Raw genomic sequence first — 25,825 nt, forward strand, 5'->3', positions numbered from 1 at the left:
AATTGAGGGATAGGCATGAAGTGTAACGTCCTCCGAGGAAAGTGGCGATTTGGTTCGGGGCGGGCGTTACGTGGCTTCTCATGGTGAGTCTCCTAAAGCTTGGTCTTACGCTCAGCATAGCCATGAGGCGGGGTGCGGGCATGGGCCAATAGGCTTAGAGTATGGTTTGAAAGGCAAGTTATGGAGTGACAAAACTGCTCCACGCTCGGGCCGGGGCAGCGGCCTGCGAGCGTTCGGTTTCATCATCTGAAACGTTGGACAAGGTGCAGCGCAGTTGCTCAAAACGCTGGAGATGTTCAACGTTGCTGATCGTCACACTGTCAAGGCTGTGAGTAGTTACGCGCGTCCATAAATGATGTTTCGCCTTCACTCCATCCTCTCCCCAACCAGTTGACCAAAATTGTAAACAAACCAGATTCCTCCTCGGTTCGGCGCTGCTAGACTCGCCGGTATGACCTGGCTCAAACCGCTCCTCACCCCCGCAGGCGCTGAGAGCGCTTACACGGCTTTCTTCGCTGACTTGGAAGCCAAACTCAGTGACCCGGCCACCTCGCGCCCGGAATTGGTGCGCGAACTGCTGGCCGAGCTGATGTATGGCCGCTCCTACGCCGCCCTAGAAGCCGACGCGCCGATGGCCGCTCTCAATCTCGATTCGCGCAACGTCACTTTTGAATCTGAGTACTACATGGCCACCGACGACGCCAAATTTCAGCGGGTCAAGCCGCTGCTGTGGCTGTGGAAAAGCGTTGACCTGACGCCGTTGGGCCACAATCCTCTGTTCGGCATTCCGCTGCGGCGCATTCTGGCAGGCTACATTTTCAAATCCGTCGGGCGCGACTTCAAGTGCTGGCAGAATGTGGAATTCTCGGTGGGCTACAACATGGAAGTCGGTGACGATGTGGTCATTCACCGCAACGTGCTGCTCGACGACATCGGCGGCATCGAGCTGCATGACGGCGCGTCGGTCAGCGATTACGTCAACATCTACAGCCACACCCACTCGGTGCTCGACGGCCCCGACGTGACCCTGCGCAAAACGGTGATCGGGCGCGGCGCACGGCTGACCTACCACTCCACCATTTTGGCCGGAAGCGTGGTCAGCGACGACGCCATACTGGCGACCCACGCCCTGCTGCGCGGCGACATCGAGCCGCACGGCATTGCGATGGGGCTGCCCGCCAAAACCACCCGCCTCAAAATTCGGGAAGCGGGGCCAGTGGAGGGCATCGATTCGCGCACCTTCGCGCCTGAGCCCGCCCGCAAAGCCAACCCTCAGTTTCCAGAGCCGACGCCCAACCAAACCAAGCGGGTAGAAGAAGCAGAGGAAGTGCTGTTGTCGCCAAGAATGGGTTTTGTGGCGGGCAAACGCTAAGCGCTCAAGCGGCGGCTGAGGCCCACCACTAGGGACAGCGCCGCCAAAGTGATGCCCAGCAAGGTCAGCGGAATGGCGACGGGGCCAAAAGCGTCGCGCAGCGTGCCGATTAGCGGTGAGAACAGCACCGGGCCGAGGAACGATCCGGCAAACACGAAGGTCGGCGCGGCTCCGCCCGGCATCACGCGGGTGAGCCACACCAAGCCCGTCGTGAAGACCGGAGCCAGAAACAGGCCGGTGAGGGTGTAAGCCAGCGCCGCGAACGCCGGAACGCTGGCCAGCGCCAAGCTGAGCGCGGCCAGACTCAGCGCGGCGATCATCAGCGGCGCGGGGGCCAGCCGCAGGGCCAGCGGCGCGGAAATCAGCCGCCCCAGCGTGAAGCTGACCCAGAAGAGAGCCGAAAGCTGAGCGGCCTGCGCGGTGCTGAGCGGCAAGGTGGCTTTCAGGTGGGTGACTTCCCAGGCCCCCACTCCGCTTTCCACCGCCACGTACAGCAAGAACAGCACCACGAAGCCGCCCAGCAGCCAGCGGGACTGTTGAGTCGCGGGCGCAGCCGTGAGCGCGGCGGGCGTTATCAGGGTGCGGGAAGGTGTCAGCAGGAGCGGCACCAGCAAGGCGGCGGCAAACGCGGCGCAGCACAGCAGCGGCACGCGGAAATTGCCCCCCGCTAGGCCCACTGCCAGCGGAGCCAGCACCGCGCCTACGCCGAAGCTGGCGCTCAGCAAGTTCAGTACGGCCGCGCTGCGCCCCCCGTAACTGGTGGAAATCCAGACGTTCATGGTCAAATCCAGCATCCCGAAGCCAAACCCCAGCGCCAAAACCGCTGCCAGCGCCAGCACGAAGCTCGGCGCGAAAGCCAGCGCCACGCTGCTGAACGCCAGAACCAGCACGGCGATCAGTGAGCGGCGCTGAGGCGAGAGCCGCCCTGAAATCACTCCCGTGAGCACCACCCCTAAAAATGCGCCCGCCGAGTTGAAGCTGAGCAGCAGGGCCGCGCCGGTTGCCCGCAACTCGAACTGCTCGCTGAGTCGCGGCAGCGCTGGGCCGAGCACCGGGTAAATCAGGCCCAGCAGCAAAAAGGCGCTGAGGCCGAGCAGGGCCAGACTTTTTGGAGGAGTGGAGGCGAGGGCAGCCGATGACATGCAATCAGTTTAGGGGGTTGTCCGGACAGAGTTCACTTCACCAGTTGCGGCCCAACCAAACCTGCGGCTTAGGGCAGCAACAAGCGGTAGGCAAAGACGGCAGGGTCTTCAGGATCAACCGTGACTTTGATGGCCGCCACTCGCTGATCGCCCGGCACTTCCAATCGCCAGAAATTTGGAGCGCTGCTGTCGTCGTAGGTGTTGAACGGCTGATCCAAGCGGGTCACGTGCGAGTCGCCGTGTACGAACAATACCGGCTTGCCAAACGCTTTGGCTTGCTCACGCAGGGCGTTGACGGTGTCGATGAGGCCGCTGGTCGGTGAGAGCGGGGCCGGGTCCCACAAATCCGCTTGGGCAAATACCACGACGGCCTTGGCGTCGCTGCTCTTGGCCTGCGCGAACGCCTGAAGCAGCCAGGCCAGATTGGCGGCGTTGCGCGGAAAATATTCGGCGGCCATTTCCGGCGTGCGCTCCAAGCCGTTGTTGCTGCCAATCACATGAAGCGTAGTGAACACCACGCCGCCCTTAGTCCAGCGCGAATTTTCAGGGTAATTCGGCTGCGTCGTGAGCGGCATGGGCGTTTTGCCAAGACTTTGTTTGCCATCAAAAAAGTTGCTGCGAAGAAAAGCAAGGCGCTCGAGTGGGTTAAATTTACCCGCTTTCTCGCGGTGACAATCCGTCCACTCATTGTCGCCGGGAGTGTAAATCAGCGGCTGCTCAAAGGTGTTGAATTGCGTGCGGACCTTGAGCAATTCGGCATCGGCACAAGACGTGCTGCCGCTTTTGATATCGCCGACATGTACGGTAAAACTGGGAGCCGTGCGGTTGACCGTGGCAATCAAGCGGTCAAAAGCGGCGTAGTTTTCAGGCTTACCGCCGTAAGGCATATCGCCGAGCGCCACGAAGCTAAATGGAGCGGCAAAAGCGGAGGATAAGCCGAGGGCTAAAGTGGTCAGCAGGGTTTTCATACGCGCTCATCTGAACGCTTCTTTGTCAGCTGGGCATCAATTCGGGATGGGCAGCCACCATCAAATCCACTTGCGTGCCACCAGAACCAAGCCCACGCCCAACAGGGCCAGCAGCGCTGCCACACTCAGGCGGCGGTCTGTTCGCCAGTTGCTGACTGCCACGAACAGCGCCGCGATCACCGGCACCAGCATCAGCCAGTAGACCGCCCAGCGAGCGAAAGCGGGCCAGATCACGCCCACGATCAGCAGCGCCAGGCCCACGCCGAAGCCCAGCGGAAACAGCCAAACCGGCAGGCCCGCCGTTTCGAGTTTTTGAGGGTCGGCCTTCGATTTTTCGCTGATTGTCTTATCGCTCATAACCAATACTTCCATAGCATTTGCAGGGCGGTGAAAATCAGCAGTGCGCTGAACAGCACCTTGAGGTTTTGGGCGCTGATGCGGGTCGCCAAGTTGGTTCCGGCCCGCGCTCCTATCAAGATGCCTGCCGCCACTGCCGCCGCCAAGTGAAAGTCGAGCAGGCCGCCCGCGCTGTAAATCAGGGCGTTGGCCACAGCGGTCAGGCCCATGATGAAGGTGCTGGTGGCAATCGCCTCGCGGATGGGAATGCCCGCCAGCAAGTTCATCACCGGAACCTGCACCGTGCCGCCGCCGATGCCGAGCAGGCCGCTCATGATACCCGCAAAGCCCATCGCGGGCGGCACCAACTTGCTCGGCTCGCGCTCCTGCTCGATCCGCTTGAGGCCGCGCAAGAGGTTGTAGGCGCTGTAGAGCAGCAAGAAGGCGAAGACGGTGGCGACCGCTTTGGCCGGGAGAACCAGGCCCAGGTAACTGCCCAACGTGCCGCCGATGATGGTGTAAGGCGAAAGGAGGTAGCCGGTGCGGGCGCGAATCATGCCCTTTTGGAGGTAGCCTGCCGTGCCCGCCACGCCTACCGCCAGCACCCCGATTTGGCTGATCGCCACCGCCTGCGTGATGCTGATGGCGTGCCCGAACAGCGGCAAAACAAATTGCAGCGCCGGAACCACCACCACCCCGCCGCCCAGCCCCAGGATCGCGCCCAGCACGCCTGCCAAGAGGCCGATGGCAACAACGGCCAGAATCAAGCGCGGCTCCTAGCTACAGGTGTGCGGCTCATTTGGTGTCCGCTGCGGCTGCGGCCGCCGTTTCGTCGCTCAGCACCCTCAGGGCGGCGTCTAAGGTGGTGTCGTCGCCACTTTCGGTCAGCGCTCTTAAGTCGGTGGGGGCGCTGATGTCCGGCGTGATGTGATCCGGCAGCGGCTGGCCGTCTTCGTCGTAGGCCCGCAGCATGGTCAAGCTGAAAATGCCTTGATCCGGCAGCGGATAGAAATTCACGCCGCTGTTGCCCACCCCCTTGGTGGAGCTGCCGACGGCCTTGACGCCGCTCTTCTGAGCAAAAAAGGTAAAGACCTCAGCGCACGAGGCGGTGTTCTCGCCGATCAAAATGGCGGCTGGCCCGTTCCAAACGTGGCTCTGGTGATCGATCCGGGCGCTCAGGGCTGGAGCCTGCTCACCACCTAAGCCGCCGTAACTCCAGCCGCCGCCACGGAAACGGGCTTGGTAGACCACCGGCTTAAAAATACTGGCCGCAGCCACGCACTGATCGAGCCGCCCCCCACCGTTGTAGCGCAGGTCAATAACCAGTTCTCTGGCTCCAGCCTGCTGCGCTTCCTTGATTTTGGCCAAAAAGAGTGGAGCGCTGTCACCCGACAAGAAGGTAGGAAAATTGATGAGCGCCACGCCCGCTTTCGGAAAGCTCAGGCTCGGCTCGTCGCGGGCCTTCATCATTTTCGGTGTCACGCTGAGCAGCTTGAGAACCGACTTGGGGCGCTGCACGCTCAGCGTCATGGGGGTGCTGGCCCGCTCCAAGCGCACGAAAGCCAGCGAGTCCACCGGCTTGTCTTTGCCCGCCGCCGCGCCGTTGACCGACTGAATCAGGTCATAGAGGTTGACGCCGGCTTCTTCTGCCGGACTGCCCGGCTGCACGCCCACCACCAGCAAGCCTTCCGGCTGCTTGATGACCCGCAGGCCGGTGCGCGGCACGCTCATATCGTTTTGGACTTCGAGGAGGCGCTGAGCGCTTTCGGCGTCGCGGACGCTGGTGTGGTCGTCGTGAAACGTATCGAACATGTCTTTGAGCACGGCCCGGCCCGTGTCGAAGCTGCACGCCTCACCCTCAGGAGCGCAGCGCGTTTGCAGCTCGGCGGCGTATTTGTCGGTCAGGGCGCTGCGGTCAGTCTCTGACCAGCCGTAATACTCTTTTTGAAACAGCTCGCTGACCCGCCCAAACAAATCGCTGGCGGGGCTGGCCTGAGCGCTGGAAAGCAGGGCGAGGCCCAGCGTCAAGAAGGTGTTCTTCAATTTAGACACGGCCTAGCCTAGCGCGGCCCTGCGCCGCCGAAGTGTGAATGGAGGGGTATTGACAAAGGCGGCGCTCAGGCCGTTATGAAATAACCGCATGAAGCCTTTACGCCAACCTCTACGCCAACCGGAAAATTACTCCACCCGCAAATAAATAGCTTTGAGGTACTCGGCCTCAGTGAATGTGGCGTGGTGGTCGGGTGCGTGGCGGGTGGTGCGGAGTTCTTTCCAGTTGCGGCCACTACGCCGCGCCGAGGTGCGAACCGCTTCAAAAAATTCCTCGGCGCTGACGTGCGACGAACACGACGCGGCCATCAGCACGCCGCCGGGCCGCAGCCGCTCAAGGGCTTGGCGGCTCAGACGGCCGTAGGCGTGAACGGCTCCCTCTCGCTCGGTTTCGCGGCGGGCCAGCGAGGGCGGGTCGAGCACGATCAAATCGAACGGTTCACGGGTAAACGGCTCGCTGGTCTCGGCATCGGCCGGCAGAGTTTTGCCCAGCCAAGCGAACACGTCGGCCTGCACGGTGCGGTGAAAGCAGCGGGACACTCCCGGCATGCTGTAATTGAGAGCAAAGTTGCGCCGACTGCTCTCCAAGGCGTGCTTGCTGATGTCCACGCAGACCGCTTCGGCAGCGCCTGCCCGCGCCGAGGCCAGCGAAAAGCCGCCGGAAAACGAAAAGGCGTTGAGTACCCGCCGCCCGTCGCCCTGCTGCACCAGTTTTTCCACCATGCTGCCCACGATCCGGCGGTTCTCGCGCTGATCCAAGAAAAAGCCGGTCTTCTGGCCGCGCAGCACGTCGGCTTCGAAGTTCAGGCCGTATTCTTGAAAGATGATTGGCCCGCTGAGATCCTCGCCCAGCAGCACTTGGCCGTCCGAGAAGCCCTGCTCGGCAGCCAGCTTCTGGGTATTGCGGCTCAGGCGCAGCACCACCCGTAAGCTTGAGGACTCGGCCCCGGCCTGCGGCGGCACGTCTGCATTGGGTGCCGAATCGGGAGCCGAGTTGGAAAAGCCGTTGCCGAAGCGCCCCGAGAGCAGTTCCAGCAGCAGGCCGAGGTGCGGCAGCCAAGATGAGGTGTAGAGCTTGAGCACCAGCGTGCTGGCGTAGCGGTCGAGCACCAAGCCCGGCCAGCCGTCGCTCTCACCGTTGATCAGGCGGTAGCCGTCGGTATCGGGGCCGAACAGGGCGGCGCGGCGCTGCACCGACAGCTCCAGATGGCGCTTCCACCAAGCGGTGTCGAGGTTCAGCGGCGAACCGGCGTGCAGCACCCGCAGCCGCAGCGGAGAGTGAGGGTCGTACAGCCCCACCGCCAGAAAGCGGTCTTGCCTGTCGTAAATCACTGCCAACTCGCCGCTCTCGCCCTCGCGGTTTTGCTCGCGCACGCTGCTTTCGTACACCCACGGATGCCCGCGCCGGATGTGGCCCTCGGCGGCGGGCGTCAGGCGCAGGCGCAGGCGGGAGCGCTTGGGGCTGGCTGCCCCGCTGCCTGCGGCGTTGGGTTGGGTGGGCTGCTCTTCGTTCCTCATCTTTTCCTCTGCCATCTCGACTTCAAACCCTTCGACATTCAACCCATCCCAACTTCAAACAATTTGGGTACTCAGCATGTCCAGACCGTCGATCTCCACTTCCACCCGGTCGCCGCGCTCCAGCGGCCCCACGCCGGAAGGGGTGCCGGTCAGCACCACGTCGCCGCGCTCCAAGGTCACGTAGCGGGTCACGTAAGTCAGAATCTGCACCACATCAAAAATCATGAAACTGGTGCGGCTGTCCTGCTTGGTTTCTCCATTGATGCGCGTGCAAATCCGCACGTCCGTCGGGTCGAATTGGGTTTCCAAGCTCGGCCCCAGCGGGCAAAAACGGTCGGCGGCCTTGGCCCGGAACCACTGGAGATCGGTTTTTTGTTTGTCGCGGGCTGTCAGGTCAATGGCGCAGGTGTAACCCAAGATGGCGGCGGGCACTTCGACGGGCGTCAGGTTTTTGGCGGTCTGGCTGATGACCAGCGCCAGTTCGCCTTCAAAGTGAAAGTTTTCCGACCACTCCGGATAGGCCACGCTGCCGCCGTCTTCGGCTAGCGTGTTGGCAGCTTTGAGAAACAGACCCGGTTCACGCGGCAACTCGCCCGTGTCGTTGCCGAGTTCCTTGATGTGGTCAATGTAGTTGCGCCCCACGCAGACGATCTTGCTGGGTTCAGCGGGAGCCAGGAGGGTGACACTCCGGCGGCTGACACTCTCGCCCGTTTCCTCGCCGCCCATGCTGCGCGTTACCCGGATGTTTTCACCGTCTAGGCGGCCCCAGCGCACGCCCTGATTGTCTCTAAACCGAATCAGCTTCATGTGAGGAGTCTAGCGCGGGGCCGGACGGGGGAGAGCGGGCAGCCGTTTGCCGCGTGAACTTTGTTACCAAAGCCCAGCCGCCCAGCAGGCCACAATGCCTTTATGAAACGCCCTGCCCCCGATCCCGTCCACTCCGGCCAAGAATCGGTGTGGGCTTACCCGCGCCCGCCAAGACTGGAACGCACCTCCAAGCACCTGCAAATCTGGCTGGGCGGCGAGTTGATCGCCGATACCGCCCAGAGTACGCATCCGGCTTTTCGGGTGCTGGAAACTTCGCACCCGCCCGGTTACTACCTGCCGCCCGACGCCTTCAAAGCGGGCGTGCTGAGCTTGGCCCGGGGCCGTAGCGCCTGCGAGTGGAAGGGCGAGGCGACGTACTGGACCCTGCGTGGCGGGCAGGGCGCTCAGCAAAAAGTCGCCGAGCAAGCCGCCTGGAGCTACGAGCAGCCGACGCTGGCCTTCCGCGAGATGGCCGGGTATCTGGCCGTTTATCCGGGCAAAATGGATCAGTGCCGGGTGGAGGGTGAAGTGGTCACGCCGCAGCCGGGTCAGTTTTACGGCGGCTGGATTACGGCGGATATCAAGGGGCCGTTTAAGGGCGAGGCCGGAACGATGGGCTGGTAAGCGGTTGACCAGCAGTTCGGGGCTGTCACGGCGTCAATGGGCTTTGGCATCCTTTTGACAGAGCCTTGTCAGCTTCTCAGGGTAAACTTAAGGGTATGGACAACACAAACCTCGACGATTACCTTGCCAATTTGGGCATCAGTGAGGGCGACGAAGCCCCCAACGTGGTCGAGGCCGCTTTGGGAAGCGCTGCGCCGCCGATGGAAAGCCAAGACGCCTTCAGCGTGTTCGAGCAGTTTATGCACGGCGTGATCGAACACCTCGGCCAAGACTTGACCCTGACGGTGCGCGACACTGGCGAAGCGCTGGAAGCCGACATCGGCGGCGAGCGGGCCGGCAAGCTGGCGGGCCGTGACGGGCGCACGCTGGGCGCAATCGAAGTGCTGGCTTACGCGGTGCTGGCTAAGCACGCCGGACGCAGCGACGTGCGGGTGCGGGTCGACGCGGGCGGTTTCAAGCGCCGTCAGGCCGACAACCTCGGCAAGCTGGCTGAGCGGCTGGCGGTGCAGGTGGCCAAGAGCGGCGAAGTCCACGCCTTGCAGCCGATGTCGCCCGCCGAGCGCCGGGTCATTCACGTGGCGCTCAAAGACCACTCGCTGGTCACGACCGAATCGGTGGGCGAAGGTGCGGGCCGCCACCTGGTGATCAAGCCGCGCACCGAAATGACCGAGTGAGCTTCATTTCGCCTTTGCCCTGCCCGTCGCTTCCCGGCTGTGAGCTGAGTGGCTGAGGTGAGCACAGACGCCTCGCCGCCAGACCCCGCCGAGCCTCAGGCGGATACGCTGGGAACGGCGCTGCGCGGCACCGTCCGGCGGCTGCGGCAAGCGGGCGTGCCCTCACCCGAAGCCGACGCCCGCGAGCTGGTGCAGCGGGCCACTGGGCTGAGCCGCCTCGAACTGCTGATGGGCAGCGAACAGCCGCTCAAGGCGCGGGAGCTTTGGCAGCTCGAACACCTGACCCAGCGCCGCGAGGCCCGTGAGCCGCTGCAACACCTGCTCGGTGAAGTGGAGTGGGGCGACTTGCGCCTGCGCGTCTCAACCGCCGCCCTGATTCCCCGCCCCGAAACTGAAGTGCTGCTGGTGTTGGCCCTCGCGCAAATCAGCGCTAAGCCCTCGCCGCGTGTGCTGGACGTGGGTACCGGCACCGGAGCGCTGGCCCTCGGCATCAAGCGGGCGCGGGTTGACGCCGAGGTGACGGCCAGCGATATCAGCGGTGAGGCGCTGGAACTGGCCCGCCAAAACGCCGACCTCAACGGTCTGACCGTGACGTTTGTGCAGGCCGACTTGCTCGCTGGCCTCAGCGGCCCGTATGACTTGCTGCTCAGCAACCCGCCGTATCTGCCCGACGCCGACCAAGCGTTAGCCCAGCCCGAAGTCCAGCACGACCCCGTTTTGGCTCTCTACAGCGGCCCCGACGGCCTAACTCTGGCCCGGCGCTTGGTTGCCGCTGCGCCGCGTGTCCTGGCTTCCGGTGGGGTAATGCTGCTGGAACTCGATCCACGCAATGTGGAAGTGTTGGCCGCAGAGCTGAGTGCTGCGGGCTGGTCTGTGCAAGTTCACCCCGATTGGGTGGGGCGGCAGCGCTTTTTGCTGGCCTGGCTGCTGCCGCGTTAAAACAGCCGCTCTTGCGTCGGCGCGTCGCTTTCGGGCCACCATTGGTACTTGCCCAGATCGCATTTGCCCGCCGTACTGAACTCAATTCCCTCAGCTTTCAGCAGGCCGCGCTGAATATCTCCAAAGCCCAGTTTGTCGGTGCTGACTGCGCCCTGCGCGTTGATGACGCGTTGCCAAGGCAAATCGTGTTTTTCGAGCAGCCCGTTCATCAGGTAGCCGACTTGCCGCGCCGCGCCCACCTGCCCCGCCAGCAGGGCGAGTTGGCCGTAGGTCATCACTCGGCCCGCTGGAATCTGCGCCACCAGAGCCAGGACGCGGGTTTTGAAGGCAGCGGAAGCAGGCGCGGTCATAGAAGCCCAGTCTAGCGGGTAAGCTGGCTTATGACCTGCGGCCCCCAAACGCTTGACCAACTGGACACGAAAATCAGGGCGGCGCTGCGGGCCGATTCCCGAATCTCGCACGCGCTGGCGTACGGCAGCCGGACTCAGCGGGTCAGTGGAGCGCGGCTGGATGATGGCTGCAGCGACCTCGAGTATTACGCTTACTTGTACAAGGGTCAGTTGTTTGACGCCCGAGCTTTTCTGGAACAGGTGACGCCGCTGCTTCTCTACGTGATCAATGACTTCGCTGCGCCCAATGCCGTGACGCCCGAACTGCACCGAATTGAGTTTCACTTGGCGCAGACGTCGCAGCTCAGCGACATCCAGGACTGGCCCCGCCTTGAGCCGGATCTTGAAGCCATGTCGGTGAAAGACTCGGACGGCCAGCTCGCCCAAATTCTGCGCGGGTGGGCGTCCGGCCCGGCGTGGACGCCCGACGCGCCGCAGCAGGTCTATGACCAGACGCTTAACTGGCTGGTGTTCGCCTCGGCGGTGTGGGTCAGGGGCGAGGCGCTGCGGGCTGCCGAGTTGCTGACCTGGGTACGCGCTGGGCTGCTGCGCTTGGCGCGGTTCGTGGAGGGAGCGCCCCACTTTCCCGCCGCCACCCGCTTCGCCGAAAAAACCCTGGGCGAGTGGTCGCCGTACATCTGGAAGGTGCAGGGTGAAGTGGGTCAGGCGCTGAACTTGGCCGCAACACTGTGCCGCCGGCTGGCCGCCGAACTCGGTCTGGACGCCCGCGAACCGCTGCTGGACGCTTTGGTGCGGCGCGTGGCCGCCGTGAAGCAGACCCACGTCTGAATTTCCCCTCAAGCTCCGGCTTATCCGGCAGCGCACGCCGCCAAGTAGGGTAAGAAAATGGATACCACTGCCCAGCACCGCCTCCGCGCCCACCTCGTTTCCGGCAGCATCGAGCGCACCGAAGCCCAGCCGGTGCCCTACAGCGTGGACGTGGCTGCCGCGCCCAATCCCGACATCAGCACGCCCGAACTCGGGCCGGTCATGCAGCTGCGGGTGGTGCAGTGGCCCGAAGACCCCGAGCGCGAACGCGAAGTGATGAAGAGTTTCGTGCCCAACGCTTCTGCCCTGCGGCAAGCCGTGATTGGGGCACAGGGCGGTCAGGTTTACGACTTTTTGTATCCAGAGGAAGCGCCCAACTGGGGCATCCGGATTGAAGGAGCGGACGGAGCTGTGATGCTGCGCCGCCTCGACCCCAGCAGCCGGATCGCTGCCGACGACGCCTTCGCGCTGGAAGCCGCTGACGTGCCGGCACTGCTCATTCATCTGCAAACGGCCCGGCGCGAGCTGCGCGAGGCCCGCAGCGAGTTTTTCAGTGACGGCGACTCCGAGACCAGCGACGGGCAGCCCACCGGCGAGAGCAACTTGAGGTAGTGGTCTGGGGCCTCAAATGGGTGCCGGATAAAGGAACGCTCACCGCTCTGGAGCGCCGGATCACTTTTGGATGAAGCGAGTTTTAATCAATAGGTTTACCGCTGCGGCGCTCTCCCATTCGGCGTGAAACCTTTCACAGAACTGCTCTACGACTTGACATAAGGTCAGTTCGATGGTCAGTCAATCCTCCCGCCCAGCCCGCGCCCGCAGCCCCGAAGAAAAACTCGTTCGCAGAGGCGATATTCTCCGCGCCGCCGAACGCCTCTGGACCACGACGCCTTACGCCGATCTGAGCATGAACGAAGTGGCCCGCGAAGTGCGGCTCGCCAAAGGAACGCTCTACCTTTATTTTTCCACCAAAGAAGACTTGTTCTTGGCGCTGCTCGCCGAGCATTACCAAGCCTGGTTTAGCGATCTCAATGCCCTGCTCGACGAGCGCCAGCCCAAGCAGCCGGATGAAGTCGCCGACGTGATCGCCCAGAGCTTGAGCAGCCACGAAGCGCTGCGCCGCCTTCAGCTTTTGCTCGGCAGCGTGCTCGAGCGCAGCGAACAGGCGATTGCCTTCCACCAAAAAGTGGTGGCATTAATGCAGGAGACCGCCCCAAGGCTGCCTTATCCCCACGACCTGGCGATGCGCGTTTTGGTTCACACCGAAGCGCTGTCGGTCGGCTGGCAACATCTGGTCGAAGAAATTCCGGCGCGGCGCAACTTGATGCTCAACCCCGATCTCAAGCCTCTGATGGTCAATTTCGAAGAGGAACTGAAGGTGTCGCTCAGGGCGCTGCTGAATTATTTGCAACCTTAACCGCTGGCCGCGTCAGGCATGAAAATAGTTTCAGCAAGTGATCTTAACGGCGGATTGGTTTTACAACACGAAAGGGGCTGCTGATTAAGTTCAGCGGCCCCTTTCGTGTTGTCTAGCTTTTGTTTTACTCGGTCTACATTTTCAAGTCGGCTTTGGCTTTTTCCAAGTACACGGCCACTTGATCGGCGCTCTTGACGTCGCTGAGGTTGATGTAGTGGTGCTGGCCGTCACTGCTGTCGGTGCGGGTCAACTTGATGCGGTCGCCGTCGAGGTGATCCACCGTGCCGACGTGCTCACCGTTGGCGTCCTTGACTTGCAAGTGCTCGGTGATGGAGTCGCGCAGTTCTTGGTCTAGGGCGTTGTCCACTTGGCTCATGTCGTTGTTGGTCATAGCAGCAGGCTACGCCCACAGCCCCTGCTTTTTCATGTGGGTAATGTCAAGGCCACCTTGAGACAGGACAATTCGTTTCCTGGATGAGCTGCTGGAGGGCGCTTGGGTCGAGCGGCGAGAGGGCCGCGCCGATTCGCTCGGCAAAGTGGAGCGGCGCACCTGCTACGCCCGCTGCCAAGGTCACCGCGCCCTTCTCGTTGGTGATCCACGTCTCGCTCCGCGCACAAAGCGTCTGGGCCAGTGCCATCACCGCTTGATAAGCGCAGCCCTGAGCGTAGTGGGTGTCGCCGCGCCCCAGCCCTTTAACCGCGCCGTAAAGCCAGAAATCCGGTTGCCAGTCGTAATGGGCGATCAGGGCGGCCTTGAGCGCCGGAGGATAACCGCCCAGTTCGTCTTTGAGGGCGGCAAGGCGGCTGGCCGGATCAAACAGAAGCTGGCCCACCGCCAATTCCGCCGCGTAATGGTGGCTGTGGATGCCGTGTGGGTGGCCGGGCTGGGCGTGCAGCTTGATGTAGTCTGCCAGCGCGTCTGCCACACTTCGCCTCAGTCGGCCCAGTTCGCGGTAAATGAAATCTACCCGCACGCCGCCCACCGTCAGCCACGCGCCGCCGTCTACCCAAGGCCCCCAGCCGCCAATCGGAGTGGCCTCGGCGGTTCCGGCGTCGTCGAGTTCGCGGCACAGGGCATTGAGCGCTGCCAAGTCAAAGGGCTGTTCCTTGCGGTAATACAGCCCCAAATCCCAGTCCGAATCCGGTGGAGTGTTGCCGCGTGCCCGTGAGCCGCCGAGCGTCACGGCCTCCACGCCGGAAAGCTGACCGAGGCGGGCAGCGAGGGTGTGGGCCAGGTCAAGCATTGGTTTGAAATTCCTTTCGCACGGCCATCAAAGCCTTGCCGAGCAGATTCTGGCCCCACTCGGCGCGGTGAAACTCAGCCTCGGCTTCGGCAAAACCGATGCCCCAAATCCGGTCAGTGGGTGAGGCTTCCACCAATTCGGCGTCACCTGTTGCCATCAGTTCCGCCAAAAGTTTTTGATTCTGTCCAAACTTGAGCCGCAGCATCTCCAAGGCAATCGCAGAGCGCTCCCTCTCCCAAGCGGCGTTGTCGTAAGGCGTCACTTGCCTGCCCAGCGCTTTGCATTCGGCGGGTGTGTGGGCGGCCAGAATGAGTGCGGGGCGTGTTTGGTCGCCAAACAGAGCCGCTTTGCGGGCCATCAGGTATTGCTCGGCCCAGCGGTACACCACGCCGCCACTCTCAAACCTACTCGGATGGAAGTTGGAAAAGGCGTGGGCGGTTTTGTAGAAATAAACAGTCGGCGGCATCCGTTAAGTCTGGTGCTTGGGCAGATGAAGTACGTCTGCCACTTGGCTTAGAGCGCTCCCTGAGTGCTTTGGCGCGTTCGCTGGCGGCCCGAGCTTGCTACCATGCAGCTTATGACGCAGGAGAAGACCCAAACCCAGCCCAAACAAGCTCAGTCCAACTCCGACAAAAAAGCCCAGCAATACGGTGTGACGCCCCAGAGCGTGGATTTCAACGATTGGTACAACGAAGTCGTCAAAAAAGCGGACCTGGCTGACAACAGCCCGGTGGCGGGCGCGATGGTGATGAAGCCGTATGGCAGCGCCCTGTGGGAGCGGATCGTCAGGTGGCTGGACGACGAATTCAAAGCCCGCGACCACGAATCTTTGGTGTTCCCCACGCTGATTCCGATGAGCTTCATCATGAAGGAAGCCGATCACGTGGAGGGATTTGCGCCAGAGCTGTTCACCGTCAACAAAATCGGCACTGAAGTGCTGGCCGAGCCTTATGTGCTGCGTCCCACGTCCGAAACCATCATCGGGCACATGTGGAGCGGCTGGCTCAACTCTTACCGCGACCTCCCGTTTCTGCATTACCAGTGGGGCAGCGTCTTCCGCGCCGAGCTGCGCACCAAAGCCTTCCTGCGAACCAGCGAGTTTTACTGGCACGAAGGCCACACCGCCCACGCCAGCGCCGAGGAAGCCCAAGCTGAAGTGCGGATGATTCTGGACTTGTACCACCAATTTTGCCGCGACATTCTGGCCTTGCCGGTGGTGCGCGGCGAGAAAACCGCTTCCGAGCGCTTCGCGGGAGCCACCTCCACGTACAGCATCGAGGGCATGATGCGCGACGGCAAAGCCCTGCAAGCCGGAACCAGCCACTACCTCGGCCAGAAGTTCAGCAAGGCCTTCGGCGTCAAATTCCAGACCCGCGACCAAAAAGAAGAATTTGCCTACACGACCTCGTGGGCGATTTCCAGCCGGATTATCGGGGCGCTGATCATGACCCACGGCGACGATAAAGGGCTGATGATGCCGCCCAACATCGCGCCGACCCAGGTGATCATTATTCCGGTGGGCCGCAAAGACAACTTTGATGAAATGGTGGCCGAGGGCGAGAAACTGGCTGCCGAGCTTCGCGCTCAGGGCGTGCGCGTCAAGGTGGACAAGCGCGACGGCGTGACCAACGGCTTTAAGTACAACGAATGGGAACTCAAGGGCATTCCGGTGCGCATCGAACTCGGTCCCCGCGACCTTGAGCAGGGCGTGGTGGTCGTCAAAGACCGCACCAGCGACGAAAAAGAAACGCTAAGCCGCGCTGAGGCGGTCAGCGGCATCACGTCCCGTCTGGACGCTATTCAAGCTTTCTTGCTCAAGCGGGCCACCGATTTCATGCTGGACAACACCGTGACGGTGGACAGTTACGACGAGTTCAAAGCCGCCATCGAAGCAGGAAAATGGGTGCGGGCCTTCCACTCTGGCGACCCTGAGAGCGAGCGTCAGATTAAGGAAGACACCAAAGCCACCGCCCGCAACATCCCTTTAGACGACGCCGAGTTCTTCGCGGAAAGGGAAGAGGGCGTCTGCGTGCATACTGGCAAGCCCGCCGCTTACGGCAAGCGAGTGATCTTCGGGCGGCAGTACTAGGAGACAAGAATAAACAGAAGGGAGTGGGCGGCGTTGCTGGCGTCCAGCTCCCTTTCTTGATATTCAGACGGCCATCATCCGGGATTCTTTAGCCTCACTTTGGAAAACCCCGCTCAAGGTTTTGAAAACGAAGCCTTCACTTGCCTTCTACCTGAGCCCCTAAGCTGGGAGAATGTCTGCCGCCTCTATGCCTCCCGTCCGCGTCAATGCTCCTATGCGGCTTCTCTTGTCGTTTGGCCTCGGGGTGGCGGCTTGGGCGCTGTGCGCTTTCATGCCGTATCCGGCCACCTGGAAAAATATTCCCTGGGAGCTGCGGGCCTTGGTGGGCTGGCTGGTGTCTGCTGGCACTTACCTGATCTCCTCTTGGCGGCTGATTTACTCGGTCAACGGCGACTGGATTCGGCAGGTGGCCCAGCAAGAAGACAACGGCAGGCGGGCCTCCGGACTCATCGCGGTGGCCACTTCCATCATCAGTTTGGCAGGCGTGATGTTCGCGCTGTCCAAAGCGGGCAGCCTCAAAAACCAGCCACTGCAAGCCGAGCTGCTGATCGGTGCGGGGTTGCTGAGCGTGGCGCTGTCGTGGCTGGTCATTCAAACGGTGTATCTGTTCCGCTACGCTCACCTCTATTACGAAACGCCCGAAGGCGGCGTGCAGTTTCCCGGCACGCCTGAACCCGATTACCTCGATTTTGCTTACCTGTCGTTTACCATCGGCATGACGTATCAGGTGTCCGACACCGACCTCGATCAGCGCCCGATGCGGCGGCTGCTGACCGGCCACTCGCTGATTTCTTACGTCTACGGCGTGGTGATTATCGCTCTGGCCATCAGCGCGGTCAGCAGCGTGCTGTCTTAATGCTTTGCTCCTTTATTGTCAGGGGAATGTCAGCTCCGGGCCAGCTTTTTCAAGTATTTACGTTCATAAGCCGCTAGAATGCCTTCAGTGACAAGGGAACTTCAGATTGGCAGCCCGGGGCGGCAGTGGCCGTTTAGTCGCGGTTTGGTGGCCGAATCGCTGCTGAACGCGGGCGCGACGCCGGACGAAGCCGCAGCGGTGGCGCGGCGGGTCGAAGCCGAGCTGCGGGCCAGTCGGCGCGGCGCTGTTTCGGCAGCCCAGCTCAAAGCCTTGATGGTGGAAGTGACCCGCGACGTGGGCGGCAGAGTGATGGCGGCGGCGGTTGAGCAGCAGACCGCCGCTTACGAAGACCTGATGGTCATTGCCAAAAAAGGTGAGTTGCCTTTTTCGCGTGGGGTGCTGGCCCGCAGCTTAGAAGACACTGGCCTACTGGGCAGCGAAGCCTACGCGGTGGCCAGCCGCATCGACATCCAGTTGCGCCAGAAGGGCGTCAAAGCGCTGAGCGTGGCCGAGATCGATGACCTGACCGAGCGCACTTTGCAGGACATGTACGGCGAGCAGCTCAAACTGACCTACCGTTTCTTGCGCCAAAACCGGGGCAAATTGGGCGTGATGGGCAGCAGCGGCGACGCGCCTGAGCCGTTCTCGAAGGGGATTCTCAGTCAGTCGCTGCTGGCCGCTGGCGTGCCGCCCGACTCGGCCCGCAAGGTCGCCCGCGTCACCCAGCGCCAACTGCGCGGCGCGGAAGACCGCCTGGTCGAGCGGCGGATCATTCGGGAGCGGGTCGAGCAACTCCTGGAAGCCGAGGTGGGGCCGGATGTGGCGGCCCGTTACCGCTTGCTGCAAGTCATTCGCCACCCGCCGCGCCCGCTGGTGATTTTGCTCGGCGGCGTCAGCGGCACCGGCAAGAGTTATCTGGCCGCCGAAATCGCTTACCGGCTGGGCATCGCCCGCGTCATCAGCACCGACAGCATCCGCGAGGTGATGCGCTCGATGGTTTCGCCCGCGCTGCTGCCGACCCTGCACGCTTCTACCTTCACGGCTTGGCAAGCGCTGAGCGATCCCAACGAGGTCACGCCGGAGCATCCCAGCACCGAAGTGCTGCTGCTGGGCTTCCGCGAGCAAGTTCAGCAGGTCAGCGTGGGGCTCGACGCAGTGGTGCGCCGCAGCATCGAGGAAGGCATGAGCGTGGTGATGGAAGGCGTGCATCTGGTGCCGGGGTACTTGAGTGCGCGTCACGGAGCCATCGTCATCCCGATGCTGATTACCCTGCCCGACCAAAGCGAACACCGCCGCCACTTCGAGTCGCGTGACAAGCAGACCACCCAGAGCCGCCCGCTGCACCGCTACATGCGTTACTTTGAAGAAATCCGGGCCATGCAGGACGACCTCGAGCAGTTGGCGCGGCGGCTGGACGTGCCGATTCTGGACAGCTTGTCACTCGACGAATCTGCTGATCAAGCTGTGGACGTGGTGATGCGCCGGATCCTGACCGAGCTGACGCCCGAAGAGCGGGTCAGGCTCTTGGGCAACGAGGAGTTGAGCTTGGAGCAAACCGACTTGACCAAAGTGGGCGAGGAAATGCAGCGGTAGAGGGCTTTTCCTCACTTCCCAATCTCAGCTTCCTAAAAACCGCCGCAGCTCGTCAATCGAATGGCTGGTGCCGATCAGCACCACCTTGTCGTGCGGGCGCAGCTCCTCCTCGGCGCGGGGGGTAATTTCGATGCGCCCGCTGCGGTTGATGGCAATCACCTGCACTCCGAACCTGTTGCTGAGATTGAGGTCTTTGAGGGTGCCGCGCAGCCGCTCGTTGGCCTCGATGTCCACGATGGCGTAGTCGCCGCCCAGATCGAGGGTATCCACGATGTTGGGCGTGGCGATCTGGCGGGCCAGCCGCACGCCCATGTCGTGTTCGGGCCGAATGACGAGGTCAGCGCCGACCCGCTCCAGCACCCGCCGCGCCATTTCGTCGATGGCTTTGCAGACCACGTACTTGGCCCCGAGGCTCTTGGCGTTCATGGTGGCCAAGATATTGGCCTGCACGTCGGTGCCGATGCCCACGATGACCACATCAAAATCCGCCACGCCAATTGAGCGCAGCGCCCGTTCCTCGGTGGCGTCCAAAATGGCGGCGTGCGTCACCAAATTCAGCACCCGCTCGACGTTTTCTTCCTTCTGGTCCACAGCGACGACTTCGTGGCCCATCTCGTAGAGGGTGGTGGCCACCGCCGTGCCGAAGCGGCCCAGACCGATGACGAGGCATTGTTTGGCTTTCATAGCGCGGCGAGGTGGGCGGGAAGGGGTGAGTGGCGGAACGTGGAAGGCGTGAACATTGTGCTCAGTTTAAGCCACCCGGCGTGAACAAAGCTCAGCCGATCAGAATGTCGCGCTCCGGCGGATACTTGACCGGCTCGCTCTTGACGCGGTTGCCGAAAGCCACGGCAAAGGTCAGCGGCCCGATGCGGCCCAGATACATCAGCGCCGACACGATCATTTCCTGATTGGAGTTGAGCAGGGTGGTGGTGTTCATGCTCAGGCCCGCTGTGCCGAAAGCACTGACAGTTTCAAAAAACAGGCGCTCGAACGACAAGTTGTTGTCGTTGTTGGCAATCAGCAGCAGCAAGAATCCGGTATTGACCAGGCCCAAACTCAGCAGCCCCACCGTCATGGCCCGCACGATGGTGGCGCGGTCGACCCGCCGCCCGAACACTGCCAGGTCGCTGCGCCCGCGCACCAAACTGATGGCGGCCATCATCATCACGAAAAAGGTGCTGGTCTTGATGCCGCCGCCAGTTGACCCCGGATTGGCTCCAATAAACATCAAGATGATGGTGATAAACAGACTCGGCTGGCTGATGCCGCTGTAATCCACCGTGTTGAAACCGGCAGTGCGCGGCGTGACACCCTGAAAAAAGCTGACCAGCAGTTTCTCGCCCAGCGGCAGCGGCCCCAGCGTGCGCGGATTGTTCCAGTCGAACAACAAAAAGCTCAGCATCCCGACGGCCAGCAGCGCCGCCATCACGCTCAGCACGATTTTGCTGTGCACCAAAATGCGCTCGCGGCGGGGGCTACGCCAGTGGCCGAGAATATTGATCTGCACGATAAAGCCCATCCCGCCCAGAATAATCAGCCCGCCGATCACGAAATTGATGAGCGGATCGCCGGCAAAGCCCATCAGGTTGTCGGGATAGAGGCTGAATCCGGCGTTGTTGTAAGCGCTGACCGCGTGAAACAGCGAGTAGTACAGCCCCTTGCCCCAGCCTTCTTTGGGCACGAAGCGCAGGGCCAGCAGCAGCGTCCCGAGCGCTTCGGCGCTGAGGGTAAAGATAAAAATCTGGCGAATGAGGCGCACCACTCCGCCTGTGTCGAAGGCCGAGACCTGCTGGGCCAGCCGGACGCGCTCGGAGAAATTGATGCGCCGCCCCAGCAAAAAAGCGAACAGGGTACCGAAGGTGATGATGCCCAGCCCGCCGATTTGGATCAGTGCCAGCATCACCAACTGGCCGAACAAGTTGAAGGTGCTGCCCACATCGACCACTGCCAAACCGGTGACGCACAGCGCACTGGTGGCCATAAAAAACGACTGCACCAAGCTCAGGCTGTGGCCGCTCTGGTGGGTCAGCGGCGAATACAGCAGCAGCGCTCCCACCACGATGGTCACGGCAAAGGTGAGCGCGATCAGTTGCGGCGGGGTGAATTTGCTGAAGCTGAAGAAGTTGAGGCGCAGTCGGCTGGATGGGCTAAACGGTGAGCGTCGCATGGCTAGGAGAGCGATTCTACACCCCGGGCCACCCCGGTTGGCCGGGTCAGCCGATTGGAATATCGCGCTCGGCGGGGTACTTGATGGCGGTGTTGCCGCGCAGATTGAAGGCCACCGCAAAGGTCAGCGGCCCGATGCGGCCCAGGTACATCAGCGCCGTGAGCAGCAGCAGCCCGGCGGTGTTGATCTGATGGGTCACGTCAAGGCTCAGGCCGACGGTGGCCGCCGCCGAGATCGCCTCGAACAGCAGCAGCTCAAAACTCAGGTGCCCGTTGGTGGCCATCAGCACGAACAGGGCGCTGAGCAGCAGTCCCGCATAGAGGGTGGTAACGGTTCCGGCCCGCACCACAATGTCGGGTTCGATGCGCCGCCCGAAGACCACCAGCTCACCGCGCCCGCGCACCATGTTCCAGGCCGAGCCGACCAGCACCGCCAGCGTGGTGGTTTTGATGCCGCCGCCAGTCGAGCCGGGACTCGCCCCGATCAGCATCAAGATCATGACGACCAGAATGCTGGCCGGCTGCATTGAGGCGATATGCAGCGTCGAAAAACCGGCGGAGCGCGGGGTAGCGCTCTGAAATAAGCTGGCCAACAGTTTGCCGCTCAGGGGCAGTGGCCCTAGGGTTTTGGGATTGTGCCACTCGGTCAGCGCGATCAGCAGCGTGCCCAGCACCAGCAGCAGGCCGGTGATGGTCAGGGTCAGCTTGGTGTAGGTCAGCAGGCGGTTCTGGCGGGGCCGGTGTATGTTCGACAACACGTTGAGCTGCACCAGAAAGCCCAGCCCGCCCAGCACGATCAGCGCCGTGACCGTCAGGCTGATGAGCGGATCGGCGACGTAGCGGCTAAAATCGCCCAGCACGAATCCGGCGCTGTTGTAAGCGCTGACCGCGTGAAAGAAAGCCGAATACAGCCCCGGCCAGGTGCCCTGCTCCGGCCCGAAGCGGGTCCACAGCAGCAGCGTGCCGATCAGCTCGGCCACCAGGGTGTAGGTAAAGATCGCCCGGATCAGCGGCAGCACTCCGCCGACGTCCAGCGCCTGCACCTGCTGGGCCAGCTGCATCCGTTCGGAGAAATTGATGCGCCGCCCGCGCAGAAAAGCGAACAGCGTGCCGAAAGTGATGATCCCCACGCCGCCCACCTGAATCAGCAGCAGCAAAATGATTTGCCCGAAGATGCTGAAGGTCTCTGCGGTATCGGCCACCACCAATCCGGTGACGCAGATGGCGCTGGTGGCGGTAAACAGCCGCTGAATGAGGCTCAGGCTCTGCCCGACCTGGTAAACCCCCGGCAAGCTCAGCAGCAAGGTGCCCAGTAAAATGCCCCCCGCGTAGGTCAGGGCGATCAGCTGCGCTGGGCTCAACTGGCCGCGCCGCCGGTTGGGCTGCTGAGAGCGGGCACGCAGCCAGTTGGGCCGCGTCAATGTGGTCTTCCAAGACATTAATGGGGAGTCTAATACGGACCCGGCTCAAAAGCTCTCCGTACGCTCCTGACCGTTCTGATGGTGCCGGGGTGAGCGGCAGCCCACCTGATGCCCGCACGGCTCCTCCGAGCCGCTATACTGCTGAGTCATGCCGCGCCCAGCTTCCAGCCACTCCAAAACCCGCTCTGATTCCCGTTCGAGAGACGCCCGCCCGCCGAGGAAAAAGGCCCGCCGCCCAACTGGCCCCACCGGCCCCGCCGCCGAGTACGAAATCGAAGCGCTGGACGGCCTGGAGGCGGTGGCCAGGGAAGAGCTGGGAGCGGTGCCGGGAGCGCGGGATATCAGAGAAGGCCGCTTTTGGTTTCCCGGCGACCCGACCCGCCTGACCCGCCTCAAGGCCAGCGTGGCGGTCTACCGCGTCAAAACTTTTGATGTGCCGCGCCCCAAAGCGCTCCTCGGCCACCAGCAACTCGGTGATCTGGCGGCGTTTTTGCGCCCGGTGATCGAGTACGGGAAGCACCAGAGCTTTCGCCTGAGTGCGGCGGGCCGCGAGTCGAGCACCATGCGCCGCTTGGCCGAGGAACTCGAGATTTCGCTGGGCATTCCGCACCACCCCGAAGAGGGCGAGCTGCTGATTCGCCTGCGCCCCACTGAGAATCCCAATAAAATCCCCGAAGAAAAGCCGCCGGAACCCCGCTTTGCCGAGCCTGAACCTCAGCAGGACAGTCGGGGCCGGGCCGGGCGGGGGCGTGATAACCGGCCTTCCAACCGCTTCCAGCGGGCCGAGGTTTGGCGCGAAGAAGAGGAAGTTGACGAGAATATGGAGCCGGAAGCCCCGCCGGAACCCCGCTTCGAAGAAGGCTGGGACGTGCTGGCCCGCCTGACCCCGCGTCCGCTGTCGGCCCGTGCCTGGCGGGTGTGCAACATGGCCGGCGGGCTGAACGCCACCATCGCCTACGCGGTGTTTAAGCTGGCGGGCGTGCGCGAACAAGACCGGGTGTTCAACCCAATGAGCGGCAGCGGCACTCTGCTGATCGAGCGTGACCTGATGGGGCCGAGTACGGCGCTCGTGGGCGTGGACATCAACCCCGACGCCGTACGCTGTGCCCAGCAAAATATTGAGGCGGCGGGCCGAACCATTGAGGTCGCACGGGTGGACGCGCTTGAGACGGGCCTGCCACCGCGCAGTTTCGATCTGATCGTGGCCGATCTGCCGTGGGGCGACGCCATCACCGTGCGGGGCGGCAACGAAGCGCTGTATCTGGCCTTCCTTAAGGAAATGCACCGCCTCTGTTCGCGCCAGGGCCGGATGGTGGTGCTGACCCACGAACTCAAGCTGTTTGAGCGCCTCATGGCTGAGCAAGATCGCTGGCACGTCCACGAGCTGTTTCAGGTTTACAGCGGCGGGCATCATCCGAAAGCGTATTTGCTGAGCCGGAAGTAAGGTGTAGGTGACGATATTAGACAATCTTTTTGAAGATTTGAGTATAGATCAAAGATACCGCTGCCCTCCCGCTTCTTCTGCGGAAGTTGAGTCTCTACACATGACGTATAGTCTTGTACCTGAAGAATACCTTGATATTTTAGGTTTTTCTAATGGAATATTGTTGCATAGCAAGAAAAACAATCTGGTCTTCGAGTTTTTTGGTATAGAATACATCTTTCATTTTAGTAAGAATTACAGTCCATATATCACAAAGGAATTTTAAGAAGTGATGTTCTTGGGTGACGAATGTGGGGGCCATTTTCTATGCTATATGGAGCGCGATAAAAGGCGCGGAATTTATTCAGTGTCTCATAGCAACACATTTTATAATGATGCAGTTTATCTCTGTGGAAGCCTGACAGACCTTCTATGTCGAGGTGAGGGATGGGATTATTTGAGGGGGCTGTCTGAATCGTAACCAATTCGCGCCCCTTACTTCACCTTCACTGACTTGCTCATCGGCTGCTTTTTGACCCAGGCCACGAATTTCTGTACGCCTTCGTGTTCCTGGAGGGTTTCCAGCGTGCCGTAAAACCCGGCCAATTCCGAGTTAGAAAAAGTGGTGTGGACATAGTTGTGGCAAGCGGCGCAAAAGCCGACGCTGGGCAAGTCCTGAATCTTGATGCCTTTGCGCCGTCCCTGCGAGATGGGCATCAGGTGGTGCTGGGTCAGCACGGGCGTTTCGCGTCCGCAAAGAGCGCAGGTCAGCGCTTCGGCGGGGGCTTGTTCTTCGGGCCAGGTGGAAGGAGTGCGGCGAGCCATACCGATTAGCCTAGCGCCTCAGAAGGCTTTGCCCCTAAACTGCTCTTTGTGCAAACCCTCGTCTCGGCCATTCAACAGCACGGCGTCATCCTTCCCGGCGGCATTCTCAAAGTAGACAGCTTGGTCAACCACCAACTCTTGCCGGAACTCACCCGCGAAATGGGCGTGCGCTTTGCCGATTACTTCCGGCACTTGAAGCCCAACAAAGTGCTTACTATCGAAGTCAGCGGCATTGCTCCGGCGCTGATCACGGCCATTGAACTCGGCGTGCCGATGGTCTACGCCCGCAAGAAAAAGCCGATCACCATGAAAGAGCCGTCGTTTACCGCGCAGTCGGTCAGCCGCACCAAGGGCGGGGTGGTGAATTTGTTCGTGTCCAGCGAGTTTTTGGGGCCAGATGACCGCGTGATCGTGATCGACGACTTTTTGGCCTCGGGCGGGACGCTACGGGCGCTGGCCAGCATGATTGACTCCAGCGGCGCGGAGCTCCTCGGCCTCGGCTGTGTCATCGAAAAGGACTTTGAGCATGGCCGCGAACACTTGGCGGATTTGGGCGTGCCGATTCATACGCTGGCCAATATCTTGGAACTCAGCGAGGCGGGGGGCGTGGTGGTCGTTGAAGGCCGCTGACCTTTGATTTGCCGTTTCTTGGGAGAGCTGCGCCGCGCTGGTCGGCTGCGGTAAGCTCAAGCCATGACCATGCGCCCAAATCCGCTGCTCGGCGATCCAACCAAGAGCCGAGTCGTGATTGCCACCTATCCCGATTACTTGCAGGCGCAGCGGGCGGTGGATTACTTGTCGGACCAAAAGTTTGCCGTGGAGCGCACCGCCATTGTGGGTGAAGGGCTCAAGCTCGTGGAGCAGGTCACGGGCCGCCTCGATTGGACGCGGGCGCTGAGCCTCGGGATGGGGCAGGGCGCGACGACGGGCATTTTTATCGGCTTGGTCTTTGCCTTCTTGGGCTTCGGTGGCGAACGGAGCTTCCTGACGCTGCTGATTGACGGCCTGCTGATTGGCGTGATGATCGGCGCGGTGTGGGGGCTGCTCAGCTACGCCCTCAGCGGCGGGCGGCGCGACTTTACCAGCGTCGGTGGAATGCGGGCCGATCACTACAGCGTCATGGCCGACGGCGAAGTGGCTGAGCAGGCGCGTGAGCTGTTGTCGGGGATGCCGCACGAATCGCGTGGGTCTTGAAGGTCGTCTGG

General features: G+C 62.0%; 29 protein-coding genes. 13 read left to right on the forward strand and 16 right to left on the reverse strand.

Annotation, left to right across the window (positions count from 1 at the left end):
* Positions 1–178 precede the first annotated feature (178 nt).
* Positions 179–316, reverse strand: a complete 138-nt coding sequence (locus FNU79_RS19030; RefSeq protein ID WP_185974600.1) for a hypothetical protein — start codon at positions 314–316, stop codon at positions 179–181.
* Between the two features lie 135 nt (positions 317–451).
* Here FNU79_RS19030 and FNU79_RS04160 point away from each other — a divergent pair, with 135 nt between their 5' ends.
* Positions 452–1,372, forward strand: coding sequence for an acyltransferase (locus tag FNU79_RS04160; protein WP_185974601.1), 921 nt, complete (start codon positions 452–454; stop codon positions 1,370–1,372).
* Here the strand turns inward: FNU79_RS04160 and FNU79_RS04165 are convergent.
* The 7 genes from FNU79_RS04165 to FNU79_RS04195 form a co-directional block, all read right to left on the reverse strand.
* On the reverse strand, positions 1,369–2,514 hold the full coding sequence (locus FNU79_RS04165; protein ID WP_143719654.1) for an MFS transporter: 1,146 nt from the start codon (positions 2,512–2,514) through the stop codon (positions 1,369–1,371). The two genes, FNU79_RS04160 and FNU79_RS04165, sit on opposite strands and share 4 nt — an antisense overlap.
* Positions 2,515–2,582: 68 nt before the next feature.
* Positions 2,583–3,482, reverse strand: a complete 900-nt coding sequence (locus tag FNU79_RS04170) for a metallophosphoesterase (RefSeq protein WP_143719655.1) — start codon at positions 3,480–3,482, stop codon at positions 2,583–2,585.
* A gap of 60 nt (positions 3,483–3,542) precedes the next feature.
* Positions 3,543–3,839: a hypothetical protein gene (locus FNU79_RS04175; RefSeq protein ID WP_143719656.1), complete on the reverse strand. Its 297-nt coding sequence runs from the start codon at positions 3,837–3,839 to the stop codon at positions 3,543–3,545.
* Positions 3,836–4,585, reverse strand: a complete 750-nt coding sequence (locus FNU79_RS04180; protein WP_143719657.1) for a sulfite exporter TauE/SafE family protein — start codon at positions 4,583–4,585, stop codon at positions 3,836–3,838. Before FNU79_RS04180 ends, FNU79_RS04175 begins: the two co-directional genes overlap by 4 nt.
* Before the next feature lie 28 nt (positions 4,586–4,613).
* Positions 4,614–5,870: a S41 family peptidase gene (locus tag FNU79_RS04185; RefSeq protein ID WP_225429876.1), complete on the reverse strand. Its 1,257-nt coding sequence runs from the start codon at positions 5,868–5,870 to the stop codon at positions 4,614–4,616.
* A 126-nt stretch (positions 5,871–5,996) separates the two neighbouring features.
* Positions 5,997–7,385 (reverse strand): class I SAM-dependent methyltransferase, encoded by a 1,389-nt coding sequence (locus tag FNU79_RS04190; RefSeq protein WP_143719658.1) that lies wholly within the window; start codon positions 7,383–7,385, stop codon positions 5,997–5,999.
* Positions 7,386–7,439: 54 nt separating this feature from the next.
* Positions 7,440–8,192 carry a fumarylacetoacetate hydrolase family protein gene (locus FNU79_RS04195; RefSeq protein ID WP_143719659.1) on the reverse strand — a complete coding sequence of 251 codons (753 nt, stop codon included), beginning with the start codon at positions 8,190–8,192 and terminating at the stop codon, positions 7,440–7,442.
* A 102-nt stretch (positions 8,193–8,294) separates the two neighbouring features.
* On the opposite strand from FNU79_RS04195, the gene FNU79_RS04200 reads away from it, so the two are divergent.
* From FNU79_RS04200 to prmC, 3 genes are all read left to right on the forward strand, one after another.
* Entirely contained in the window at positions 8,295–8,816 is a 522-nt protein-coding gene (locus FNU79_RS04200; protein ID WP_143719660.1) for a DUF427 domain-containing protein, read from the forward strand.
* 95 nt (positions 8,817–8,911) lie between these two features.
* Complete coding sequence (locus FNU79_RS04205; RefSeq protein ID WP_124872046.1) at positions 8,912–9,490, forward strand: Jag family protein; 579 nt, start codon at positions 8,912–8,914, stop codon at positions 9,488–9,490.
* A gap of 57 nt (positions 9,491–9,547) precedes the next feature.
* Positions 9,548–10,429 carry a peptide chain release factor N(5)-glutamine methyltransferase gene (gene prmC, locus FNU79_RS04210; RefSeq protein ID WP_404825765.1) on the forward strand — a complete coding sequence of 294 codons (882 nt, stop codon included), beginning with the start codon at positions 9,548–9,550 and terminating at the stop codon, positions 10,427–10,429.
* Here prmC and FNU79_RS04215 read toward each other — a convergent pair.
* Positions 10,426–10,779, reverse strand: coding sequence for an MGMT family protein (locus FNU79_RS04215; protein WP_143719661.1), 354 nt, complete (start codon positions 10,777–10,779; stop codon positions 10,426–10,428). The two genes, prmC and FNU79_RS04215, sit on opposite strands and share 4 nt — an antisense overlap.
* Positions 10,780–10,809: 30 nt before the next feature.
* On the opposite strand from FNU79_RS04215, the gene FNU79_RS04220 reads away from it, so the two are divergent.
* From FNU79_RS04220 to FNU79_RS04230, 3 genes are all read left to right on the forward strand, one after another.
* On the forward strand, positions 10,810–11,607 hold the full coding sequence (locus FNU79_RS04220; protein ID WP_143719662.1) for a hypothetical protein: 798 nt from the start codon (positions 10,810–10,812) through the stop codon (positions 11,605–11,607).
* 57 nt (positions 11,608–11,664) lie between these two features.
* The gene (locus tag FNU79_RS04225) at positions 11,665–12,198 is read left to right on the forward strand and encodes a hypothetical protein (protein ID WP_143719663.1); all 534 of its coding nucleotides are present in this window, start codon (positions 11,665–11,667) and stop codon (positions 12,196–12,198) included.
* A gap of 172 nt (positions 12,199–12,370) precedes the next feature.
* Positions 12,371–13,003 carry a TetR family transcriptional regulator gene (locus FNU79_RS04230; protein WP_143719664.1) on the forward strand — a complete coding sequence of 211 codons (633 nt, stop codon included), beginning with the start codon at positions 12,371–12,373 and terminating at the stop codon, positions 13,001–13,003.
* Between the two features lie 133 nt (positions 13,004–13,136).
* Here FNU79_RS04230 and FNU79_RS04235 read toward each other — a convergent pair whose 3' ends face one another.
* Genes FNU79_RS04235 through FNU79_RS04245 form a run of 3 tightly spaced genes read right to left on the reverse strand, consistent with a single transcriptional unit; the run spans position 13,137 to position 14,713 of the window.
* The gene (locus FNU79_RS04235) at positions 13,137–13,394 is read right to left on the reverse strand and encodes a DUF2171 domain-containing protein (protein WP_143719665.1); all 258 of its coding nucleotides are present in this window, start codon (positions 13,392–13,394) and stop codon (positions 13,137–13,139) included.
* Between the two features lie 46 nt (positions 13,395–13,440).
* Positions 13,441–14,247 (reverse strand): nucleotidyltransferase domain-containing protein, encoded by an 807-nt coding sequence (locus FNU79_RS04240; protein WP_143719666.1) that lies wholly within the window; start codon positions 14,245–14,247, stop codon positions 13,441–13,443.
* Positions 14,240–14,713: an NADAR family protein gene (locus tag FNU79_RS04245; protein ID WP_143719667.1), complete on the reverse strand. Its 474-nt coding sequence runs from the start codon at positions 14,711–14,713 to the stop codon at positions 14,240–14,242. Before FNU79_RS04245 ends, FNU79_RS04240 begins: the two co-directional genes overlap by 8 nt.
* A 111-nt stretch (positions 14,714–14,824) precedes the next feature.
* Here FNU79_RS04245 and proS point away from each other — a divergent pair, with 111 nt between their 5' ends.
* The 3 genes from proS (at position 14,825) to FNU79_RS04260 (ending at position 18,785) form a co-directional block, all read left to right on the forward strand.
* Positions 14,825–16,336 carry a proline--tRNA ligase gene (gene proS / locus FNU79_RS04250; protein ID WP_143719668.1) on the forward strand — a complete coding sequence of 504 codons (1,512 nt, stop codon included), beginning with the start codon at positions 14,825–14,827 and terminating at the stop codon, positions 16,334–16,336.
* Positions 16,337–16,508: 172 nt separating this feature from the next.
* The gene (locus FNU79_RS04255; protein ID WP_143719669.1) at positions 16,509–17,192 is read left to right on the forward strand and encodes a DUF1345 domain-containing protein; all 684 of its coding nucleotides are present in this window, start codon (positions 16,509–16,511) and stop codon (positions 17,190–17,192) included.
* A 78-nt stretch (positions 17,193–17,270) separates the two neighbouring features.
* Positions 17,271–18,785: a 2-phosphoglycerate kinase gene (locus FNU79_RS04260; RefSeq protein ID WP_143719670.1), complete on the forward strand. Its 1,515-nt coding sequence runs from the start codon at positions 17,271–17,273 to the stop codon at positions 18,783–18,785.
* A gap of 24 nt (positions 18,786–18,809) precedes the next feature.
* On the opposite strand, the gene FNU79_RS04265 is transcribed toward FNU79_RS04260, so the two are convergent.
* From FNU79_RS04265 to FNU79_RS04275, 3 genes are all read right to left on the reverse strand, one after another.
* Positions 18,810–19,469 carry a potassium channel family protein gene (locus FNU79_RS04265; RefSeq protein WP_143719671.1) on the reverse strand — a complete coding sequence of 220 codons (660 nt, stop codon included), beginning with the start codon at positions 19,467–19,469 and terminating at the stop codon, positions 18,810–18,812.
* A gap of 91 nt (positions 19,470–19,560) precedes the next feature.
* Positions 19,561–20,952, reverse strand: coding sequence for a TrkH family potassium uptake protein (locus FNU79_RS04270; RefSeq protein WP_143719672.1), 1,392 nt, complete (start codon positions 20,950–20,952; stop codon positions 19,561–19,563).
* Positions 20,953–20,998: 46 nt separating this feature from the next.
* Positions 20,999–22,390 carry a TrkH family potassium uptake protein gene (locus tag FNU79_RS04275; protein ID WP_143719673.1) on the reverse strand — a complete coding sequence of 464 codons (1,392 nt, stop codon included), beginning with the start codon at positions 22,388–22,390 and terminating at the stop codon, positions 20,999–21,001.
* Positions 22,391–22,520: 130 nt separating this feature from the next.
* On the opposite strand from FNU79_RS04275, the gene FNU79_RS04280 reads away from it, so the two are divergent.
* Complete coding sequence (locus tag FNU79_RS04280; RefSeq protein ID WP_225429878.1) at positions 22,521–23,816, forward strand: methyltransferase domain-containing protein; 1,296 nt, start codon at positions 22,521–22,523, stop codon at positions 23,814–23,816.
* A gap of 474 nt (positions 23,817–24,290) precedes the next feature.
* On the opposite strand, the gene FNU79_RS04285 is transcribed toward FNU79_RS04280, so the two are convergent.
* Complete coding sequence (locus tag FNU79_RS04285) at positions 24,291–24,620, reverse strand: HNH endonuclease (protein ID WP_143719674.1); 330 nt, start codon at positions 24,618–24,620, stop codon at positions 24,291–24,293.
* 48 nt (positions 24,621–24,668) lie between these two features.
* On the opposite strand from FNU79_RS04285, the gene xpt reads away from it, so the two are divergent.
* Together xpt and FNU79_RS04295 are read left to right on the forward strand one after the other, a co-directional pair.
* Entirely contained in the window at positions 24,669–25,250 is a 582-nt protein-coding gene (gene xpt, locus FNU79_RS04290; protein WP_143719675.1) for a xanthine phosphoribosyltransferase, read from the forward strand.
* Between the two features lie 63 nt (positions 25,251–25,313).
* A complete protein-coding gene (locus FNU79_RS04295) occupies positions 25,314–25,814 on the forward strand; it encodes a general stress protein (RefSeq protein WP_143719676.1) in 501 nt (166 codons plus the stop codon).
* Positions 25,815–25,825 lie beyond the last annotated feature (11 nt).

The organism is Deinococcus detaillensis (assembly GCF_007280555.1).
GTDB lineage: Bacteria > Deinococcota > Deinococci > Deinococcales > Deinococcaceae > Deinococcus > Deinococcus detaillensis.

What these genes read in the sequence shown, in the direction of transcription:
- FNU79_RS04160 (WP_185974601.1), top strand. Translation starts at nt 452, where the DNA reads ATGACCTGGCTCAAACCGCTCCTCACCCCCGCAGGCGCTGAGAGCGCT.
- FNU79_RS04165 (WP_143719654.1), bottom strand. Translation starts at nt 2,514, where the DNA reads ATGTCATCGGCTGCCCTCGCCTCCACTCCTCCAAAAAGTCTGGCCCTG.
- FNU79_RS04170 (WP_143719655.1), bottom strand. Translation starts at nt 3,482, where the DNA reads ATGAAAACCCTGCTGACCACTTTAGCCCTCGGCTTATCCTCCGCTTTT.
- FNU79_RS04175 (WP_143719656.1), bottom strand. Translation starts at nt 3,839, where the DNA reads ATGAGCGATAAGACAATCAGCGAAAAATCGAAGGCCGACCCTCAAAAA.
- FNU79_RS04190 (WP_143719658.1), bottom strand. Translation starts at nt 7,385, where the DNA reads ATGAGGAACGAAGAGCAGCCCACCCAACCCAACGCCGCAGGCAGCGGG.
- FNU79_RS04195 (WP_143719659.1), bottom strand. Translation starts at nt 8,192, where the DNA reads ATGAAGCTGATTCGGTTTAGAGACAATCAGGGCGTGCGCTGGGGCCGC.
- FNU79_RS04200 (WP_143719660.1), top strand. Translation starts at nt 8,295, where the DNA reads ATGAAACGCCCTGCCCCCGATCCCGTCCACTCCGGCCAAGAATCGGTG.
- FNU79_RS04205 (WP_124872046.1), top strand. Translation starts at nt 8,912, where the DNA reads ATGGACAACACAAACCTCGACGATTACCTTGCCAATTTGGGCATCAGT.
- FNU79_RS04215 (WP_143719661.1), bottom strand. Translation starts at nt 10,779, where the DNA reads ATGACCGCGCCTGCTTCCGCTGCCTTCAAAACCCGCGTCCTGGCTCTG.
- FNU79_RS04220 (WP_143719662.1), top strand. Translation starts at nt 10,810, where the DNA reads ATGACCTGCGGCCCCCAAACGCTTGACCAACTGGACACGAAAATCAGG.
- FNU79_RS04225 (WP_143719663.1), top strand. Translation starts at nt 11,665, where the DNA reads ATGGATACCACTGCCCAGCACCGCCTCCGCGCCCACCTCGTTTCCGGC.
- FNU79_RS04230 (WP_143719664.1), top strand. Translation starts at nt 12,371, where the DNA reads ATGGTCAGTCAATCCTCCCGCCCAGCCCGCGCCCGCAGCCCCGAAGAA.
- FNU79_RS04235 (WP_143719665.1), bottom strand. Translation starts at nt 13,394, where the DNA reads ATGACCAACAACGACATGAGCCAAGTGGACAACGCCCTAGACCAAGAA.
- FNU79_RS04240 (WP_143719666.1), bottom strand. Translation starts at nt 14,247, where the DNA reads ATGCTTGACCTGGCCCACACCCTCGCTGCCCGCCTCGGTCAGCTTTCC.
- FNU79_RS04245 (WP_143719667.1), bottom strand. Translation starts at nt 14,713, where the DNA reads ATGCCGCCGACTGTTTATTTCTACAAAACCGCCCACGCCTTTTCCAAC.
- proS (WP_143719668.1), top strand. Translation starts at nt 14,825, where the DNA reads ATGACGCAGGAGAAGACCCAAACCCAGCCCAAACAAGCTCAGTCCAAC.
- FNU79_RS04255 (WP_143719669.1), top strand. Translation starts at nt 16,509, where the DNA reads ATGTCTGCCGCCTCTATGCCTCCCGTCCGCGTCAATGCTCCTATGCGG.
- FNU79_RS04260 (WP_143719670.1), top strand. Translation starts at nt 17,271, where the DNA reads ATGCCTTCAGTGACAAGGGAACTTCAGATTGGCAGCCCGGGGCGGCAG.
- FNU79_RS04265 (WP_143719671.1), bottom strand. Translation starts at nt 19,469, where the DNA reads ATGAAAGCCAAACAATGCCTCGTCATCGGTCTGGGCCGCTTCGGCACG.
- FNU79_RS04270 (WP_143719672.1), bottom strand. Translation starts at nt 20,952, where the DNA reads ATGCGACGCTCACCGTTTAGCCCATCCAGCCGACTGCGCCTCAACTTC.
- FNU79_RS04275 (WP_143719673.1), bottom strand. Translation starts at nt 22,390, where the DNA reads ATGTCTTGGAAGACCACATTGACGCGGCCCAACTGGCTGCGTGCCCGC.
- FNU79_RS04280 (WP_225429878.1), top strand. Translation starts at nt 22,521, where the DNA reads ATGCCGCGCCCAGCTTCCAGCCACTCCAAAACCCGCTCTGATTCCCGT.
- FNU79_RS04285 (WP_143719674.1), bottom strand. Translation starts at nt 24,620, where the DNA reads ATGGCTCGCCGCACTCCTTCCACCTGGCCCGAAGAACAAGCCCCCGCC.
- FNU79_RS04295 (WP_143719676.1), top strand. Translation starts at nt 25,314, where the DNA reads ATGACCATGCGCCCAAATCCGCTGCTCGGCGATCCAACCAAGAGCCGA.